The sequence below is a fragment of the Frondihabitans australicus genome (assembly GCF_003634555.1).
GTDB lineage: Bacteria > Actinomycetota > Actinomycetes > Actinomycetales > Microbacteriaceae > Frondihabitans > Frondihabitans australicus.
Map to the genome: position 1 here is coordinate 1,911,404 of NZ_RBKS01000001.1, position 18,790 is coordinate 1,930,193.

Below are 18,790 nucleotides of genomic sequence, written 5' to 3' on the forward strand. Positions count from 1 at the left end.
GTGTGTCGGTCGGCGGCGCGACCCGCGACCCCTATGCGGGTCGGTTGTCGATGCGGCGCGATTGACGCGATGCGGCGCGTTTCACGCCTTGCGGCGCGTTCCACGCGAGGCGGCGGAATTCGGCGCGGCGTCCCGAGGGATGCGGCGCGTTTCACGTGAGGCGGCGCGACGCGACGCGTGGCGACGCGTGATAGGCGCCGCATCGGTCGCCAGGCCCGCGGTCAGGCGACGGGCGCGGGCACCTGGCCGTCGGCGGCGAGCCACGCGAGGCCGTCCTCGATCGCCTCGAGCGACGTGTAGCGCGGCGCGTAGCCGAGGACCGTGCGCGCCCGCTCGATCGAGCACGAGTGGCTCCGCGAGATGTGGTCGCGCGTGGTCTCGGCGAGCGCCGAACCGATCTCGTCGGCGAGCGCGTCGAGCGGCACGTACCGCAGCGACGGCACCGCGCCGTACCAGGCGGCGATGCCCTCGGCGAGCCCGCGCAGAGTCACCGCGCGCTCCGACACGAGGTGGAAGCTCTGCCCCGCGGCCACCGCATGCCGCGCGAGCGCCCGCTCGAATCCCTGCGCGACGTCGTCCGCGTGCACGTGGTGGAGCGTCTCGAGCCCGAGGTTCGGCAGCACCACCTCGTCGCCCGCGGCGAGGGCCGCCCACACGCCGAGATCGAGGTTGCCCTGCGGGTTGATCATGGGCCACCCGGGGCCGGTGATGTGACCAGGGTGCAGGATCACCGATCGCACCCCGCCCCGACGTGTCTCCGCGACCAGAAGCTCCTCGATCGCCGCCTTCTGCGTCCCGTACTCGCCGAAGGGCGTCCGCACGGCGTCCTCGGTGATCGGCACCTCGGTGGCGGGTCCGTGCACCCAGATCGTGCCGCAGTGCAGCAGCACCGCGCCGGTACCGCGGAGCGCGTCGACGAGCTGCTGGGCCGACGGCACGGTGAAGCAGACCATGTCGATGACGGCGTCGGCGCCGAGGGCCGCGATCGCGGGGGCGAACGTGCCGTCGGCGTCGCCCTGGTCGCGGTCGAGGGTGACGCGCGTGACCTGCCGCCACGCCGGATCCTGGTGGTAGGGCTCGGAGGTGCCGCGGGTGACCGCGGTCACCTCGTGGCCGGCGCGGACGAGACGGGGGACGAGGTAGCTTCCGACGTGGCCGGTGGCTCCGATGACGACGACCTTCATGACTGCGACCCTACGCGCGGCGCACCTGCCCGGACCCTCCGAGCCGTTCGCCCCTAGGCTGGGCCGAGACTCCGCGGGCTTGCGACGCGGGGCGAGACTCCGCGGGCCCCTGACGCGGAGCGCGACTCGGAGGTTCGATGAACACCTGGCCCGGCAACCCGTATCCGCTCGGCGCGACCTACGACGGAAGCGGGACGAACTTCGCGATCTACAGCGAGGCGGCCGAGCGGGTCGTGCTCTGCCTGTTCGACGACGACGGCACCGAGACGCAGGTCGATCTGCTCGAGGTCGACGCGTACGTCTGGCACGGCTACCTGCCGACCGTCCAGCCGGGCCAGCGCTACGGCTACCGCGTGCACGGCCCGTACGACCCGGCGAAGGGGCTGCGGGCGAATCCGAACAAGCTGCTGCTCGACCCGTACGCGAAGGCCACGGCGGGCGAGATCGACTGGGACGAAGCCCTCTTCTCGTACAACTTCGGCGACCCTGCGTCTCGCAACGACAAGGACTCCGCACCCCACATGATGATGGGCGTCGTCATCAACCCGTTCTTCGACTGGCAGGGCGACCGGCCGCCGAAGTACAGCTACGACGAGACCGTCATCTACGAGGCGCACGTCAAGGGCCTCACCGAGACGCACCCCGACATCCCCGAGGAGCAGCGCGGCACCTACGCCGGCGTCGCGCACCCGGCGATCATCGACCACCTCAAGGGGCTCGGCGTGACGGCGATCGAGCTGATGCCGGTGCACCAGTTCGTGCAAGACAACACGCTGCTCGAGAAGGGCCTGCGCAACTACTGGGGCTACAACTCGATCGGCTTCTTCGCGCCGCACCAGCAGTACTCGTCGGTGGAGGACCACGGGCAGCAGGTGCAGGAGTTCAAGACGATGGTGCGGGTGCTGCACGACGCCGGCATCGAGGTCATCATCGACGTCGTCTACAACCACACGGCGGAGGGCAACCACCTCGGCCCGACCCTGTCGTTCAAGGGCATCGACAACGCCGCCTACTACCGCCTCGTCGAAGACGACAAGCAGTACTACATGGACTACACCGGCACCGGCAACAGCCTCAACGTGCGCCACCCGCACTCGCTGCAGCTGATCATGGACAGCCTGCGCTACTGGGTCACCGAGATGCACGTCGACGGCTTCCGCTTCGACCTGGCGGCGAGCCTGGCCCGCGAGTTCTACGAGGTCGACCGGCTGTCGACCTTCTTCGAGCTGGTGCAGCAGGATCCCATCGTCTCCCAGGTGAAGCTCATCGCCGAGCCCTGGGACGTCGGCCCCGGCGGCTACCAGGTGGGCAACTTCCCGCCGCAGTGGACGGAGTGGAACGGGAAGTACCGCGACACCGTCCGTGACTTCTGGCGCGGCGAGCCCGCGACCCTCGGCGAGTTCGCGTCGCGGATCACAGGATCAGCAGACCTCTACCAGCGAGACGGCCGGCGCCCCATCGCCTCGATCAACTTCGTCACCGCCCACGACGGCTTCACGATGCGCGACCTCGTCTCGTACGACGAGAAGCACAACATGGCCAACGGCGAGGACAACCGCGACGGCGAGAGCCACAACCGCTCGTGGAACTCCGGCGTCGAGGGTGCGACCCGCGACAAGGCGATCTCGGGCCTTCGGCGTCAGCGGGTGAAGAACTTCCTCGCGACGCTCCTGCTCAGCCAGGGCGTGCCGATGATCCTGCACGGCGACGAGCTGGGCCGCACCCAGCAGGGCAACAACAACACCTACGCGCAGGACAACGAGATCTCCTGGATCGACTGGGCGAACGCCGACGACGAGCTGATCGCCTTCACCACGTCGCTCATCGACCTCCGACGCAAGCACCCCACCTTCCGCCGCCAGCGGTACTTCGACGGCCGCATCGTGCGCCGAGGCGAGGGCGACCCGATTCCCGACATCGTCTGGCTGACCCCTGAAGGCGACGCGATGCAGTCCGAGGAGTGGGACTCCGGTTTCGGCCGGTCGATCGGCATGTTCCTCAACGGCAACGGCATCCGGGGGCGCGACAGCCGAGGCGGCCGGATCACCGACGTCAACTTCGTGCTCTACTTCAACGCCCACGACGACACCGTGACCTTCACCCTGCCGCCCGACGAGTACGCGTCGTCGTGGGAGTTCGTCGTCGAGACCGCCGCCACGCGGCGCTCGTCGCGGAAGCTCCGCGCCGGCGCCCGTCTCCCCGTCGCCGGCCGCTCCATGGTCGTCCTCCGCGACGCGAGCCCCGAACAGAAGTGAGTCAGCCCACCCGTGACGAAGGAGTCGCCGTGCCCCGAGACCGTGCTCCCCGCTCGACCTACCGCCTGCAGATCCGCCCCGCGTTCGACCTGAACGCCGCGGCGGACGTCGTGCAGTACCTCCGCGACCTCGGCGTCGACTGGGTCTACCTCTCGCCCGTCCTCGAGGCGGAGGCCGGCAGCGATCACGGCTACGACGTGGTCGACCACTCCCGCGTCGACCCGGCGCGCGGCGGCGAGATCGGCCTGCAGACGCTCGCCGATCGGGCGCACCTGTTTGGCCTGGGCGTGCTGATCGACATCGTGCCGAACCACATGGGCGTCGCGACTCCGAGATCGAACGCCTGGTGGTGGGACCTCCTCCAGCACGGCCGCGACTCCCGCTACGCGGAGGCCTTCGACGTCGACTGGGCCGTGGGCGGCGGCAAGGTCCTGATCCCGGTGCTCGGCGACGACGGCGACGACCGGTTCGACGCCCTCGAGATCGTCGGCGACGAGCTCCGCTACTACGACAACGCCTACCCGATCGCGCCCGGCACGCACTCGGAGGGCGACACGGCGCAGGATGTGCACGCCCGGCAGCACTACGAGCTCGTCTACTGGAAGCGCGCCGACTCCGAGCTCAACTACCGGCGATTCTTCGCCGTGAACACGCTCGCCGGCATCCGCGTCGAAGAGCCCTGGGTGTTCGACGACTCGCACGCCGAGATCGGGCGCTGGTTCCGCGACGGGATCGCCGACGGCCTCCGCGTCGACCACCCCGACGGCCTCGCCGATCCGGGCGGCTACCTCGACCGTCTCCGCGAGCTGACGGGCGGCGCCCACGTGCTCGTCGAGAAGATCCTCGAGGGGGCGGAGGAGCTGCCCGCCGACTGGGCGATGAACGGCACGACCGGCTACGACGCCCTCGGCGACTACGACCGGATCCTGGTCGACCCGGAGGGAGCCGAGGCGCTCGGCGCCCTCGACGACCGGCTCGCCGGTCGTGCGCCTGCGCCGGCCGACGACACGTGGCACACGATGATCGCCGGCACGAAGCGCGGCATCGCCGACGGCATCCTCGGCAGCGAGATCCGACGCCTGGCGCGGCTCCTGGCTGTGCCGACCGCCGACGGGTCGGCGCCCGAGGTCGATCCCGACATCGTCGACGCCCTCGCCGAGCTCGCAACGCGCTTCCCCGTGTACCGCAGCTATCTGCCGCTCGGCGGCGAACAGCTCGCCTGGGCCGCCGATCAGGCGCAGCACGCCCGGCCCGAGCTGAAGGACGCGATCGCGACGGTGGTGACGCGCCTGGGCGACCCGGCGGATCCTGCGGCCGTGCGGTTCCAGCAGACGAGCGGCATGGTGATGGCGAAGGGCGTCGAAGACACGGCGTTCTACCGCTACAGCCGCCTGGTGTCTCTGAACGAGGTGGGCGGCGAGCCCTCGTGGTTCGCCTACTCGCCCGAGCTGTTCCATACGCGGCAGCAGAAGCGCCTGGCGACCACGCCGCACACGATGACGACGCTGTCGACGCATGACACGAAGCGCTCCGCCGACGTGCGCGCACGGATCGACGTGCTCAGCGAGATCCCCGACGAGTGGGCGGCGACGCTCGGCCGGCTGCGCGAGCTCGCGCCGCTCGGCGACGGGCCGTTCGAGAATCTGCTCTGGCAGTCGATCGTCGGCGCCTGGCCCGCCTCCCGCGAGCGCCTGCACGCCTACGCCGAGAAGGCCTCCCGCGAGGCCGGGACCTCGACGACCTGGACCGCACCCGACGAGGCCTTCGAGACGCGGATGCACGCGCTCGTCGACGCCTGCTTCGACGACGACGCGACGGTCAAAGAGCTCGAGCGCATTGTCGAGATGGTGCGCGGCCCGGGCTGGTCGAACTCGCTGGCGATGGCGCTGCTGCAGCTCACCGGCCCGGGAGCACCCGACGTCTACCAGGGCGGCGAGCTGTGGGACTACTCGCTCGTCGACCCCGACAACCGGCGCGAGGTCGACTTCGACCTGCGGCGCCTCTACCTGGCGGCGATCCAGGCGGGCGAGCTCCCGGCCGTGGACGCCACGGGGGCCGCGCGGCTCCTGGTCACCCATCGCGCCCTTATCGAACGCCGCGACCGGCCCGAGCTCTTCGACCGCTACGTGCCGCTGCCCGTGTTCGGCGAGGCGGCCGTCAACGCGATCGCCGTCGATCGCGGCGGGGCCATCGCCGTGGCCACCCGCCTGCCCGTCGGGCTCGCCGAAAGCGGCGGCTGGCGCGACACGACTCTGCACCTGCCCAGCGGCTCGCACCGCGACGCCCTCACCGGCCGACGCTTCGACGGGACACGCGTGCGGCTGGCCGACCTGCTCGACACCTACCCCGTGGCGCTCCTGGTGCCCGACGACGAAAGGCACGACGACTGATGGCCCTCTACGACGTCTGGGCGCCCTTCCCGACCCGCGTCCGTCTCGTCCTCGACGGCGAGACCCACGACATGACGCAGGATGCACGGGGCTGGTGGCGCGCCCCCGCCGGCCTCGACACCGGGGCCGGCCACCGCTACGGGTTCCTGCTCGACGATTCCGACACCCCTCTCCCCGACCCCCGCTCCCTCCGACAGCCCGACGGCGTGCACGCCCTCAGCGAGACATTCGACCCCGCGTCGTTCGCCTGGACGGACCAGGCCTGGCGCGGCCGCCCGCTCGCCGGTGCCGTGGTCTATGAGCTGCACATCGGCACGTTCACGCCGGGAACGAACGGCCCTGCCGGAGCCGAGGGACCGTCGGGCGGCACGTTCGACACCGCGATCGAGAAGCTGGACCACCTCGTCGACCTCGGCGTCGACTTCGTCGAGGTGCTGCCGGTGAACTCGTTCAACGGCCGCTGGAACTGGGGCTACGACGGCGTCCACTGGTTCGCGGTCACCGAGACCTACGGCGGCCCCGAGGCGTACCAGCGCTTCGTCGACGCCTGCCACGCGCGCGGCCTCGGCGTCGTGCAGGACGTCGTGTACAACCACCTCGGGCCGTCGGGCAACTATCTGCCTCAGTTCGGGCCGTACCTCACCGACAAGCACGCCTCGACCTGGGGCACCGGCGTCAACCTCGACGACGAGGGATCCCACGAGGTGCGGGAGCTGATCCTCGAGAACACGCGGCTCTTCCTCGACACGTTCCACGTCGACGCTCTGCGGCTCGACGCCGTCCACGCCCTCGTCGACGACTCCCCCGTGCACCTGCTCGAGGAGATGGCGATCCGCACCGCGGCGCTGTCGGCAGCCACAGGAATCCCGAAGACGCTGATCGCCGAGAGCGACAAGAACGACACCTCGCTCGTCACTCCGCGCGAGGCCGCGGGGCGCTCCGGCTCCGCGTTCGGCATCGACGCGCAGTGGAGCGACGACTTCCACCACTCGGTGCACGTCGCCCTCACCGGCGAGGTCTCCGGCTACTACGCCGACTTCGAGCACCTCGGCGCGCTCGCCAAGGTGCTCACCCGCGGCTTCTTCCACGACGGCACCTGGTCGTCGTTCCGCGAGAGGTACCACGGGCGACCGGTCGACGTCGAACGGATGCCTGGCTGGCGCCTCGTCGTCGCCGACCAGAACCACGACCAGATCGGCAACCGCGCCGTCGGCGACCGCCTCGCGGCCACCCTCGACGACGGGCAGCTGATCATCGCCGCCGCGCTGACGCTCACGTCGCCGTTCACGCCGATGCTCTTCATGGGCGAGGAGTGGGCGGCTTCGACGCCGTGGCAGTTCTTCACGTCGCATCCCGAGCACGACCTCGGCGTCGCCACGGCGAAGGGCCGGATCGCCGAGTTCGCGAAGATGGGGTGGGACCCTGCCGTGGTGCCGGATCCCCAGGATCCTGCGACCTTCGAGCGCTCGAAGCTCGACTGGTCGGAGGTCTCGGAGGGCCGCCACGCCCGCGTGCTCGACGCCTACCGGCGCCTCACCGCCCTGCGGCGGTGCGAGCGCGACCTCACCGACCCGGTCATGACGGCGGTGTCCGTCGACTACTCGGAGAGCGACCGCTGGCTCGTGATGACGCGCGGGAGCCTGCGGGTTGCCGTGAACTTCGCCGACTCGCCCGCGACCCTCGACGTCGCAGCCTCCGAGGTGCTGTTCGCGAGCGAGGAGGGCATCGCCGCGGGCGAGAGCCTCACGCTGCCGCCGCACTCGGTCGCGGTGGTGCGCTGACGCCGGCGGCGCCGGGCTCCGACTAGCCGCGGCTCGTCGTGTAGCTGTCGTCGTACTCCTGCGGCGTGAGGGCGCCGATCGCGCGCATGATCTCGTCGGTGACCTCGCGCATCCTGCCCGCATCGACGTCGCCGTCGGCCTTCGCGAACGTGAGCGGCTCGCCGAAGACGATCGTCACGTCGGCGCGCTTCGCCCGCGTGAGGCCCTTCGTCGTCACGCGATCGCTGCCCTGGATCGCGAACGGCACCACGGGGGCGCCGGTGGCCAGCAGGAGCCGCGCCACACCCGTCCGGCCCCGGTGCAGCCGCCCGTCACGGCTCCTCGACCCCTCCGGATAGATGCCGATGGCCGCGCCCCGGGCGAGCGCCTCGACCCCCGCGTCGAGCGACGCCTTCGACGCCGAGCCGCCCGACCGGTCGATCGGGAGCTGGTGGATCGCGCGCAGGAACCACCCGAGGAGGCGCCCGAGCGCGCTCGTCTGCGACATGTAGTTGCTGCCGACGAGGTAGGTCATCGGCCGCGGCACGACGACGGGGACGAACACCGAGTCGATGAAGGCGATGTGGTTGCCGGCGAGGACGATGCCGCCGCGCTTCGGGATGTTGCTGAGCCCGCGCACCCGGATGCGGAAGAGCCCGAAGGCCGCGGGCCGGGCGACGAACAGGCGCAGGAACCAGTACATGCACCACAGCGTAGGGGGCTCGTGCACCCCCCGAAGACGGGCGCGCGGCCTGAGGAATCGTCAGACGACAATGGAGCAATCGCGGCCGCCCGGCTTCTGACCTGTCGGGCGTCCGCGATTGCCGTTCCCGGCCGTCGCCGATCGCGGCGTCGCTTCTCCCGGCTCGCTCCGAGGCGTCGCGGTACGGTGAAGGTCATGGACTTCCGCTACCTCGGCCGCTCCGGCCTGAAGATCTCCGAGATCACCTACGGCAACTGGCTGACGCACGCCTCGCAGGTCGAGAACGACCAGGCGACGGCCTGCGTGCACGCCGCCCTCGACTCCGGCATCACGACGTTCGACACGGCCGACGCCTACGCCAACACCGCCGCCGAGAAGGTGCTCGGCGACGCCCTGCGAGGTCAGCGCCGCGAGTCGCTCGAGATCTTCACGAAGGTGTACTGGCCGACCGGGCCGCGCGGCCACAACGACACCGGGCTCAGCCGCAAGCACATCCTCGAGTCGATCAACGGCTCGCTCACGCGGCTCGGCACGGACTACGTCGACCTCTACCAGGCGCACCGCTTCGACGTCGAGACTCCGCTCGAAGAGACGATGCAGGCCTTCGCCGACGTCGTCCGGCAGGGCAAGGCGCTCTACATCGGCGTCTCCGAGTGGACCGCCGACCAGATCCGCGAGGGTCACGCGCTCGCTCAGAAGATGGGCGTGCAGCTGATCTCGAACCAGCCGCAGTACTCGATGCTCTGGCGCGTCATCGAAGACGAGGTCGTGCCGGCGTCGAAGCAGTACGGCCTCTCCCAGATCGTCTGGTCGCCGATCGCGCAGGGCGTGCTCACCGGCAAGTACAAGCCCGGTCAGCCGCTGCCCGAGGGGTCCCGCGCCACCGACGAGAAGGGCGGCGCGAACACCATCCGCCGCTTCCTGAACGACGAGGTCCTCACCGCCGTCGCGGAGCTCGAGCCGATCGCAGCCGACCTCGGCCTCTCGATGGCGCAGCTCGCCGTCGCGTGGGTGCTGCAGAACGACAACGTCGCCTCCGCGATCATCGGCGCCTCGCGGCCCGAGCAGGTGCTCGACAACGTGAAGGCGTCGGGCGTGGTCCTGCCCCCGGAGGCCCTCGCCGCGATCGATCGGGCAGTGGGTGCGGTCGCCGAGCGGGACGCGGCCAAGACCGTGTCGCCGGAGGCGCGGCCCGCCTGATCCAGCGCCCAGGCTCGTCCTGTGCGTTCACGAAGAATTATTTCTTCGCGCGTCGGGAATACGGCAGGAATCGATACGATTGCATCCATCACCAGTCGGTGACGTGTCATCGATCGGTGACCACAAGCCAACCGTTCACATCATCCCCTCTTGAGGAGACAGCATGCCCATCACCACCGAAACCATCCCCGGCTACGTCGCGGGCACCTGGAACATCGATAGCGCCCACTCGGAGCTCACGTTCTCGGTTCGCCACCTCGCCATCTCGAAGGTCAAGGGCTCGTTCAGCACCTTCGACGTGACGCTCGTCACCGGCGACGCCATCGTCGACTCGAAGGTCACCGCCACCATCGACATCGCCTCGATCTCGACCGGCAACGCCGACCGCGACGGCCACCTCCACTCGGACGACTTCTTCAACACCGAGGCGCACCCCAAGGCCGTCTTCGAGTCGACCTCGATCACCGAGAAGGGCGACGACCTCGTCATCGACGGCAACCTCACCCTCAAGGGCGTGACCGAGCCCGTGCAGCTCGTCGCCGAGTTCGGTGGCATCACCACCGACGCCTACGGCCAGACCAAGGCCGGCTTCTCGGCCAAGGGCAAGATCGACCGCACCAAGTTCGGCGTCTCGTTCAACGCGTCGCTCGACAACGGCGGCGTCCTGCTCAGCAACGACATCGCGCTCGACTTCGAGATCCAGCTGGTGCTCGCCGCGGCGTAGTCCCGCCTCTGCCCCGCTTCACGGCGGCCGGACCCTCTCACGAGCGGTTCGGCCGCCGTTTCGCCGTTCAGGGGGTGTGCGTCTCCGGCTGCCGACCGCGCCGCGACCCCCGCACCGTCGCGCCCAGCCTGCCTGCTGCGAGGGCGAGCGCGGCGACACCGACGACGATCAACGCGGCGGCGACCACCGCGGGCGGCAGCGGGTGCGGCGCGAGAAGCGCGATCAGCTGCTCCTTCGTCATCACCACGCTTCGGCCCGCAGCGCGCGGCCCGAAGTCGTGCCAGCCGAAGAGAAGGTGCGTCTGTCGCCAGACCTCGAGCGCGACTCCGGCCGCCGTCGCCGCGGCTCCGCCGACGATCCAGGGCACCGGGCGCAGGATCCGCGAACGCCGCGCGGCCGAACGCCACCCCGCGACGAAGGCCAGCCCGGCGAACCCCGCCGCGACGAGCGCCACGCCCACGGGCGTCGCGTTCCACGCCGGCGTCGGGGTGAACGTCGTGTCGGACAGCGGGGCGTAGGCGAACCAGCCGTACGACTCGTGCGCCGACTGCCACTCGCCGACGCCGATCAGCACGCCGCCCGCGACGATCGCGGCGACGGCGGCGATCGGTGCGGCGCCGCGCAGCAGGCGGTGGCGTCGGTGCGGCGCGGCCGCGGCCCCCTCGGTCGTCATGCCGACAGCATCGCACACCGTCCGCCCCTCGCCGCATTTCGCGACCGCGGCGCGCGCTGCGCCCCGGAAAGCCTGCAACGGGTGGGGCGACGGGGCCGATTCGGTCGCGAAATGCGGCACGGGTGGCAGGGGGTGAGCGGGTCGGCACGCGTCCGCCGCGAGCGAACAGGCGGCGGGAAGACCGACCCGGTGGGCAGAGTTGGACTGAGCACACGGCCGAGAGGATCACCATGACCGACTGGATCTCCCTTCTGCGCACCGCGCACTCCGAGTTCACCGCTCGCATCGCGGCGGTCACCGACTGGGACGCCCCGACCCCCGACACCGAGTGGACCGTCCGCGACCTCGTGGCGCACGTCATCGACGATCAGCAGTGGGCGCCGCTGCTGCTCGCCGGGAGCACCACGGCCGAGGCCCGCCTCGCGATCTCCCCGCTCGGCGACGACCTGGCGCTCGCCTGGCGCGAGCACTCCCGCGCCGCGCAGCAGGCATTCGAGGCGGCCGACCTGACGACGACCGTGCAGCTCGAGTCCGACACGGTGACCGCCGACGAGTACCTCGCCGAGCTGGTGGGCGACATCACGATCCACACCTGGGATCTCGCCCGGGCCACGAACACGAGCGAAGACCTCGACGACCGCCTCGTCGACGCCGTGTGGGACGTCTTCGAGCCGCAGGCCGAGACCCTGCAGGCGAGCGGTCTCTACGCGGCCGCGGTGCCGGTCTCGGACGACGCGCCGCTCCGCATCCGGCTGCTCGCGCTCACCGGCCGCGACGCCGGCTGACCCGCGGTCAGCGACGCCGAGCGGGCGCGGGCACGTCGTCGACGATCCCGAGCCGCTCCCGCCGGGCGCGCGCGGCCATCGCGGCGGCGGGCTCCGCCCCGAGCACTCCCCCGATCCCCCGCAGCATCAGGGCGGCAGGAGCGCGCGTCGGCAGCTCGAACGATCCGATGTGGGGCCCGCGAAGCTCGAGCAGCGACCGGAACCTCGGCGACAGCGTGCCGACCGCCCCGTCGAAGATCAGCGGGTACCCCGCGCGCAGGATCGGGAACAGCGGCGGCCTGCGCAGGAAGTGCACGACCTCGTCCGTCCGGGACGTGCGCTCGAGCACCCCGGCGTCGTCGAACGCCGCCAGCTGGCTGTTCATCTCGGCGACGGATCGCGGCGGCTCCTGCACCCCCATCAGCTCGCCGGCGACGGCCCATTGGCGCACGTACGCATCGGCCCCGCCGGGGATCGGCGCGCCCCAGGCCAGAGCTGCGGCCAAGAACGAGTCGCAGAAGGCCATGTGCACCCACGAGAGCAGGTCCGGGTCGTTGGCCGCGTACCGGTGCGAGACCCCGTGCCGGTCGAGGTACGTGCCGGTGACCTTCTCGTGGAGGCGCAGCACCCACTGCGACGCCGCGGTGGCCTGCTCCTGCGACCCGTACGAGACGGTGAAGATCCAGCGGATCGTGCCGGCGAGGCGCCCGAGGGGGTCCTCCCGGTAGCGCGAGTGGTCGTGGACCCCGGCGAGCGCACCGGGGTGGAGGGCCTGCACGAGGAGGGCGCGCACACCCGCGGGGATCGTCGACATGCCTCCGTGGACGGCCCAGACGGCGCTGCCGGGGCCGAAGAAGCCCGGATCGTCGCCGTGTTCCAGCTCCTGCACCCAGTCGGGTGTGCCCGAGCGCTGTCCGTTGAAGGTGAACTGCAGCCGTGAGCGGAGGGGTTCGGTGAGGCCGGGCACGCTTCCATCAGAGCACCGCGACCTGGGAAGACGAAGCGCCCCGCCGATGGTCGAGACCGGCGGGGCACAGGATCGGCGAGAGTTACTCGCCCTGGGCGAGCTCCGCGACGGGCTGCCACTCGTTCCAGGTGGCGAGACGCGACTCGTAGTCCTTCGTCGCGACGCTCAGCGGCGTCGTGCCGAAGAAGACGCGCAGCGGCGGGTTCTCGGCGTCGACGACCTTGAGCACGGCGGCGGCCGACGCGGTCGGGTCGCCGCGCTTGGCGCTCGACATCTGCGCGGCGCGGGCGTCCCACATCGGCTTGTAGACGTCGATCTGCTCACTGTGCTTGGCCGACGGCCCGGCCCAGTCGGTGGCGAAGCCGCCGGGCTCGATGGTCGTCACGTGGATGCCGAAGGGCGCGACCTCCTGCGACAGCGACTGACCCATGGCCTCGAGGGCCCACTTCGACATGTGGTACGCGCCGATGCCGGGGAACGCCGTGATTCCGCCGATGCTCGACACGTTGATGACGTGGCCGGCGCCCTGTGCGCGCAGGATCGGCAGCGCCGCCTGGGTGACCCAGAGCGCCCCGAAGACGTTCGTCTCGAGCTGCTGCCGCACCTCCTGCTCGCTGAGCTCCTCGATGGTGCCGAAGTGGCCGTAGCCGGCGTTGTTGATGACGATGTCGAGCCGACCGAACTTCTCGTGCGCGGCCTTCACGGCGGCGAAGTCGGCGTCGCGGTCGTCGACGTCGAGCTGCAGGGGCAGGAACGTGTCGGGGTACTTCTCGGCGATGTCGTCGAGCGTGCTCACGGTGCGTGCGGTCGCCGCGACGCTGTCGCCGCGCTCGAGGGCGGCCAGCGACCACTCACGGCCGAATCCACGCGATGCTCCGGTGATGAACCAGACTTTGCTCAAGGCAGTGTGTCCTTCTTCTCGTTGGTTGATGCGTAGTCAGTGAACTCCCGCCCCGACGCCGCTGTTCCCCTCGAGACAGGCACCGACAGACCCCCTCAGGTCGCAGGAGCCCGGCCCTCGCCGCCCGGAGAAACTAGAGTGGCCTCGTGACCATCGACAGCGCACGTCCCTGGCTTGACAGCTACGCAGACGGAATCCCGCACGACATCGATCCCGTCTCGGGCTCCCTCATCGACCTCGTCCGCGTGACGGCGGAGAAGTACCCGAAGGCCGTGGCGCTGGAGTACTTCGGCGCCGAGACCACCTACGAGTCGATGGTCGAGCAGATCCAGAGGGCGGCCGAGGGTCTGCGGCGGCTCGGCGTGAAGAAGGGCGACACCGTCGCGCTGATCCTGCCGAACTGCCCGCAGCACGTGGTGGCCTTCTACGCGGTGCTGCGTCTCGGCGCGATCGTCGTCGAGCACAACCCGCTCTACACGCCCCGCGAGCTCCAGCACCAGTTCGAGGACCACGGCGCCCGCTGGGCCATCGCGTGGGACAAGACGGTGGCCACGATCCAGAAGTTCCCCGACGAGGTGCCGATCGACGGCATCGTGTCGATCGACGTGACGAAGGCGATGCCGTTCGTCATGCAGCTGCAGCTGAAGCTGCCGGTCAAGAAGGCGCGCGAGTCGCGCAACCGCCTCACGACGACGGTGACCGGCACGACGAGGTGGGAGGACATCGTCAGCCAGGCGCGCATCGACCCGTCGTTCCCGCGCCCCGAGACCGACGACCTCGCGCTCATCCAGTACACCTCCGGCACGACCGGCAGCCCCAAGGGCGCCATGCTCACCCACGGCAACCTGCTGTCGAACGCGGCGCAGTGCCAGGCGTGGATCCCGCAGATCAAGGAGGGGTCGACGGTCGTCTACGCGATCCTGCCGATGTTCCACGCCTACGGGCTCACGCTCTGCCTCACCTTCGCGATGCGCATGGGCGCGCGCCTCGTTCTGTTCCCGGCGTTCGAGCCGTCCCTCGTGCTCACCGCGATGAAGAAGCACCCGCCGACGTTCCTGCCCGCCGTGCCGCCGATCTACCAGCGCCTGCAGCGCGCCGCCGACGACGCCGGCGTCTCGCTCAAGGGCATCGAGATCGCCATCTCGGGCGCGATGCCGCTCTCGGCGAGCGTCGTCGAGCCGTGGGAGGAACGCTCGGGCGGCTGGCTCATCGAGGGCTACGGCCTCAGCGAGACCTCGCCCGTGCTCATGGCGAACCCGGTGTCGAACGAGCGACGCGCCGGCACCGTCGGCCTGCCGTTCCCGTCGACCGAGATCCGCGCCGTCGACCCCGACAACCCCACGGTCGACGTGCCGCGGGGCGAGCGCGGCGAGCTGATCGTGCGCGGGCCGCAGGTGTTCCAGGGCTACTGGAACCGCCCCGACGAGACCGCCGAGGTCTTCGTCGACGACTGGTTCCGCACCGGCGACATCGTCACCATCTCGGACGACGGCTTCGTCTCGATCGTCGACCGCATCAAAGACCTCATCATCTCGGGCGGCTTCAACGTGAGTCCCTCCGAGGTCGAAGACACCCTGCGCAAGTTCGAGGCCGTCGAGGACGTCGCCGTGGTCGGCCTCGGCACGAACACCGCCGAGCAGGTCACCGCCGCGGTGGTGGTGAAGAAGGGCATGGAGCTCGACCAGGAGGCCCTCCGCGAGTTCGCCCGCGAGAACCTCGCCGCATACAAGGTGCCCCGCCGCATCGTCGTGGTGAACGACCTGCCGAAGTCGATGGTCGGCAAGGTGATCCGCCGCCGCGTCAAAGAGCAGCTGCTGGCCAAGAAGTAGCGCGCCGTGCAGCGCATCGTCATCACGGGCGGGTCGTCGACCATCGCGACGGCGATCCGTCCGCGGCTGGCGCGCGAGGGGCGCGAGATCGTGCTCCTCGACGTCGTGCCGCCGCGTGACGCGGTGCGCTCAGGCGAGACGTTCGCCGAGGTGTCGGTGCTCGAGCCGGCGCCGCTGGCCGAGGCTCTCGCCGGGGCCGACCTCGTGGTGCACCTGGCCGGGCATCCCGACGGGCTGGAGTGGGCCGACATCCTGCGCCTCAATGTCGACGGCACGCAGAAGTGCCTCGAGGCCGCGCACAGTGTCGGCGTGCAACGGGTGCTGCTGGCCTCGTCGAACCATGCGGTCGGCTACAACCGGGCGCAGGATCTGGCAGGCGTCCCGGTGCCCGCTCCCCGCCCCGACAGCTACTACGGGGTGGGGAAGGTCGCCCTCGAAGCACTCGGCTCCCTCTTCGCCGACCGCTTCGGCATGACGATCGTCTCGGCGCGCATCGGCTCGTTCTTCGACGAGCCCCGGGCCGGCCGGCCGCTCGCGACCTGGGTCTCCCCCGGCGACATCGCGCGGCTCGTCGAGGCCGTGGCGGTGCTCGACGAGCCCGGGCATCGCATCGTCTGGGGCATGTCGCGGAACTTCCCCGGGTGGTTCGACCTGTCGGAGGGGCTCGCGATCGGGTTCTCGCCGTCGGACGACTCGCTGGCGTGGGCCGAGGCTCATGGGGTCATCGACAGCGTGCCGTCGGGCGACGTGTACGAAGGCGGCGAGATGATCGACGAGGGCTACCCGCTCCACGACTGAGCGTGTGCCGACGTGCTGGGTCGTCTCGCGCCGCCGACGCCGTCGACGCGCACTACGCCTTTCGGATGCCGCCGTCGTGCCGGATACTGCTGAGGCGCGACCCCTCGGGTACGCTCAGGTTCGCCACAAAACGCCCGGTCCGCGGCCAGAAGCAGCGGTTCGCCCGAAGGAGTTCCATGGGATCCCTCATCTACGGTTCCACGTCCATCGAGATCGAGTTCGAAGACCGTACCCTCGAGCACCTGCAGATCGTCATCGCGACGAAGCTGCGACGCCGCGAGTCGTTCTTCTTCTCCTGGCGCGACCCTCAGAAGGTCGGCGACGGCCGCTCCAGCCTGTGGATGGACCCGGGCATCCCGCTCTACTTCAAGTACTCCGGCGGCCGCGTGCCGTCGATCAGCCGCACCTGGCTCGCGGAGCTCACCGCGTCGGCGAACTCGTCGAGCGGCCTCGTGCTCACCGACGAGCCGTCGCTCGACAACAGCGCGAAGCCCTAGCCGCTGGAATTCTGATATTCGGATTTGGAATAAGCATAACGCCTCGCTAACCTAGTCGCCGTGCGCCCACTCGGGGCGCTTCGACGGCGAGCGAGGTGGCATGGCGGGCATCGTCCTCGACGTCGACCCCGACGACTTCGTCGCGGCGTCGGCGGCTGCTTCGTCAGCGGCGCGCGCGGTGAGCGCGGCCGCGTCCGATGCGGTTCGCGCGCTCGCGACATCTGCGGGGATGGCGGGCTCCGACCCATCCGGCCTCGCGTGGGCGTCGACGTATGACGGCGCGGCCGCCGAGCTTCTGGCAGGCCTCGACGCACTCGAGACGGCGTTCGGGCACGTTTCAGCAGGGCTTGCCGTGACCGGGCTGAACTACGCCACGGCGGAGCACCTCTCGGCGGGCGGCTCCGGGCACGCGCCGGGGCACAGCGTGCCGTCGCTCCCGGGCCCGGCGTGTTCCGCGCCCCCACCGTCGGCCGCCGGTGGATCCCGCGCCTGCGGCATCCCGGGCTGGGAGCTCGTGGCGAACTTCGTCGGCGACCTGTGGCCCGACGGCGACACGGGTGCGCTGCGGCGGTCCGCCTCGGCGTGGCACTCGTTGGCCGACGAGCTGGCGGCCGTGCATGGGGGCGACGTGCCCCGGATCCTGCAGGCCCTCGACACCACGCGCACGCCTGAGCTGCCCGCGATCCGGTCGACCGTCGAGCGCGTGGCGTCCGGTGCCTCGGCCCTGGCCGAGTCCGCCTCGGCGCTCGCTACGGGGTGTCGCGATCTGGCGGATCGAATCGAGCACGTCCACCGGCAGGCCGAGGGCGTGCTGCAGGAGCTCCTGGAACAGGTGGGCGCCACGGCTCTCGTCGGCGTCGGGCTCACGATCGTCACGGCTGGGCTGTCCGATGCCGCGGCAGGTCTCGCGGCGGGCGGCGAGGTGGCGGCGGCGGTCGCCCGGATCCTGGGCTTCATCGCCGACTTCGGTGCCGAGGCATCGCGCCTCGTCGGCACGGTGGCGGGGTCAGCGGGCAGGATCGCCGAGGCCGCACGGCTCTCGTCGACCGTCACCGTTCGCATCGTCACGATCGTCGGCGACACGGTCGTGACGGGTGCCGGCGGTGCCGCCACGAACGTCGGCGTCTCCCTCGTCACCGACCCCGGTGGCGACCTGGAGTCTGCCGCGGTGGACGGTTTCGTGGGCGGTGCCGCCCTCGGAGCCGTCGGCACGTCCGTCGGTATGGCGGCCGCCGCCCGCGCCGCTTTCAAGAAGCTCTCGGCTCTCAGGGCGGAGATGCAAACGTGGAGTTCGGCGGCACCCGCTTCATATAGCTTGTTTGGCCCACTCTCGGAGGAAGAGTGGTTCGCCAAGTACTTTGCAGGTTTCTCCGACGATGGCTTTCCGGAATGGACGTGGCCAGCTCACGATGGTTTCGTGCCTGGTACCGCCAAGCCGAACACCTTGAGAGCAGGAGACGTGATCGAACGCATAAGCCCGGTCGGTCGCGACGGCTCGTTCGCGACCACGCCCGGAGCATCATTTGAAGCCCTATCCTTGCCACCGGATCGACTCTCGCCTGCCTTCGTGACCACCCGCTATCGAGTGGTGCTGCCACTGGGGAAGGATGTGCTCGAGGGGCCGATCGCTCCTCATTTCGAGCAACCGGGCATGGCCAAGCAGTACTTTTTCCCGAAGCGCATGCAAGTCCTCGTCAACGCTGGTTATTTGAAGGAGGTGCCCTGATGAATTTCGCGGACCTTCGAGAGCATGTGCAGGGGCTCGGCCTCGACGTGGGTCGACTCGTGTCACGACACACGACCGAGTCGAGGGTTAGTGGCGAGGTCGGCTACAACATCATCGTTGGATCGCACGGTGCGAAGATCCTCGCGAGTACGGGGCGGGGCGGCCTCGTTCCAGCGCCATACGCCGGCTTCACTTTTCCGGATGAGGAGGAGGCATGTTCATTTGTCTGGCGGATGATCCGATCCCAAGTCGCGCCAGAACTTCTCACCCCGTCCGAAAAGGAACTGATTCGTGCAGAGGCCATCGAGACGCTCAAGCACTGACGCATTCGTGGCGCAGCGCGCCAGCACGGAGAGCCTCCGCATGAACGGTGAAGACCTGTACGAGCTGGTCGTCGACTACTTCGGCCGAAGAATCCA

16 protein-coding genes are annotated in these 18,790 nt (G+C 70.2%); 11 read left to right on the forward strand and 5 right to left on the reverse strand.

What is annotated here, in order from left to right; genetic code table 11:
- Positions 1 to 221: 221 nt before the first annotated feature.
- Positions 222 to 1,184 (reverse strand): NAD-dependent epimerase/dehydratase family protein, encoded by a 963-nt coding sequence (locus C8E83_RS08865; RefSeq protein WP_121369488.1) that lies wholly within the window; start codon positions 1,182 to 1,184, stop codon positions 222 to 224.
- 137 nt (positions 1,185 to 1,321) lie between these two features.
- Between C8E83_RS08865 and glgX the strand changes: the two genes are divergently transcribed.
- Genes glgX through treZ form a run of 3 tightly spaced genes read left to right on the forward strand, consistent with a single transcriptional unit; the run spans position 1,322 to position 7,610 of the window.
- On the forward strand, positions 1,322 to 3,439 hold the full coding sequence (gene glgX, locus C8E83_RS08870; RefSeq protein ID WP_121369490.1) for a glycogen debranching protein GlgX: 2,118 nt from the start codon (positions 1,322 to 1,324) through the stop codon (positions 3,437 to 3,439).
- 29 nt (positions 3,440 to 3,468) lie between these two features.
- Positions 3,469 to 5,829 carry a malto-oligosyltrehalose synthase gene (gene treY / locus C8E83_RS08875; protein ID WP_121369491.1) on the forward strand — a complete coding sequence of 787 codons (2,361 nt, stop codon included), beginning with the start codon at positions 3,469 to 3,471 and terminating at the stop codon, positions 5,827 to 5,829.
- A complete protein-coding gene (treZ, locus tag C8E83_RS08880) occupies positions 5,829 to 7,610 on the forward strand; it encodes a malto-oligosyltrehalose trehalohydrolase (protein WP_121369493.1) in 1,782 nt (593 codons plus the stop codon). Before treY ends, treZ begins: the two co-directional genes overlap by 1 nt.
- Before the next feature lie 22 nt (positions 7,611 to 7,632).
- On the opposite strand, the gene C8E83_RS08885 is transcribed toward treZ, so the two are convergent.
- The gene (locus tag C8E83_RS08885; protein ID WP_121369495.1) at positions 7,633 to 8,292 is read right to left on the reverse strand and encodes a lysophospholipid acyltransferase family protein; all 660 of its coding nucleotides are present in this window, start codon (positions 8,290 to 8,292) and stop codon (positions 7,633 to 7,635) included.
- Positions 8,293 to 8,487: 195 nt separating this feature from the next.
- On the opposite strand from C8E83_RS08885, the gene C8E83_RS08890 reads away from it, so the two are divergent.
- A complete protein-coding gene (locus tag C8E83_RS08890) occupies positions 8,488 to 9,492 on the forward strand; it encodes an aldo/keto reductase family protein (protein WP_121369496.1) in 1,005 nt (334 codons plus the stop codon).
- A gap of 163 nt (positions 9,493 to 9,655) precedes the next feature.
- Positions 9,656 to 10,216 (forward strand): YceI family protein, encoded by a 561-nt coding sequence (locus C8E83_RS08895; protein WP_121369498.1) that lies wholly within the window; start codon positions 9,656 to 9,658, stop codon positions 10,214 to 10,216.
- Positions 10,217 to 10,283: 67 nt separating this feature from the next.
- Here C8E83_RS08895 and C8E83_RS08900 read toward each other — a convergent pair whose 3' ends face one another.
- The gene (locus tag C8E83_RS08900) at positions 10,284 to 10,889 is read right to left on the reverse strand and encodes a hypothetical protein (RefSeq protein ID WP_121369499.1); all 606 of its coding nucleotides are present in this window, start codon (positions 10,887 to 10,889) and stop codon (positions 10,284 to 10,286) included.
- A gap of 230 nt (positions 10,890 to 11,119) precedes the next feature.
- Between C8E83_RS08900 and C8E83_RS08905 the strand changes: the two genes are divergently transcribed.
- The gene (locus C8E83_RS08905; protein WP_121369500.1) at positions 11,120 to 11,674 is read left to right on the forward strand and encodes a TIGR03086 family metal-binding protein; all 555 of its coding nucleotides are present in this window, start codon (positions 11,120 to 11,122) and stop codon (positions 11,672 to 11,674) included.
- A gap of 7 nt (positions 11,675 to 11,681) precedes the next feature.
- Here C8E83_RS08905 and C8E83_RS08910 read toward each other — a convergent pair whose 3' ends face one another.
- Together C8E83_RS08910 and C8E83_RS08915 are read right to left on the reverse strand one after the other, a co-directional pair.
- Entirely contained in the window at positions 11,682 to 12,620 is a 939-nt protein-coding gene (locus C8E83_RS08910; RefSeq protein WP_121369502.1) for an oxygenase MpaB family protein, read from the reverse strand.
- A gap of 82 nt (positions 12,621 to 12,702) precedes the next feature.
- A complete protein-coding gene (locus tag C8E83_RS08915; protein ID WP_121369504.1) occupies positions 12,703 to 13,521 on the reverse strand; it encodes an SDR family oxidoreductase in 819 nt (272 codons plus the stop codon).
- A gap of 146 nt (positions 13,522 to 13,667) precedes the next feature.
- Between C8E83_RS08915 and C8E83_RS08920 the strand changes: the two genes are divergently transcribed.
- The 5 genes from C8E83_RS08920 (at position 13,668) to C8E83_RS08940 (ending at position 18,694) form a co-directional block, all read left to right on the forward strand.
- Complete coding sequence (locus tag C8E83_RS08920; protein ID WP_121369506.1) at positions 13,668 to 15,350, forward strand: long-chain-fatty-acid--CoA ligase; 1,683 nt, start codon at positions 13,668 to 13,670, stop codon at positions 15,348 to 15,350.
- Positions 15,351 to 15,356: 6 nt separating this feature from the next.
- Entirely contained in the window at positions 15,357 to 16,148 is a 792-nt protein-coding gene (locus tag C8E83_RS08925) for an NAD-dependent epimerase/dehydratase family protein (RefSeq protein ID WP_121369507.1), read from the forward strand.
- 176 nt (positions 16,149 to 16,324) lie between these two features.
- Positions 16,325 to 16,645 carry a DUF7882 family protein gene (locus tag C8E83_RS08930; protein ID WP_121369509.1) on the forward strand — a complete coding sequence of 107 codons (321 nt, stop codon included), beginning with the start codon at positions 16,325 to 16,327 and terminating at the stop codon, positions 16,643 to 16,645.
- 514 nt (positions 16,646 to 17,159) lie between these two features.
- A complete protein-coding gene (locus C8E83_RS08935; protein ID WP_147430124.1) occupies positions 17,160 to 18,371 on the forward strand; it encodes a TNT domain-containing protein in 1,212 nt (403 codons plus the stop codon).
- The gene (locus tag C8E83_RS08940; RefSeq protein ID WP_121369513.1) at positions 18,371 to 18,694 is read left to right on the forward strand and encodes a hypothetical protein; all 324 of its coding nucleotides are present in this window, start codon (positions 18,371 to 18,373) and stop codon (positions 18,692 to 18,694) included. Before C8E83_RS08935 ends, C8E83_RS08940 begins: the two co-directional genes overlap by 1 nt.
- Positions 18,695 to 18,790 lie beyond the last annotated feature (96 nt).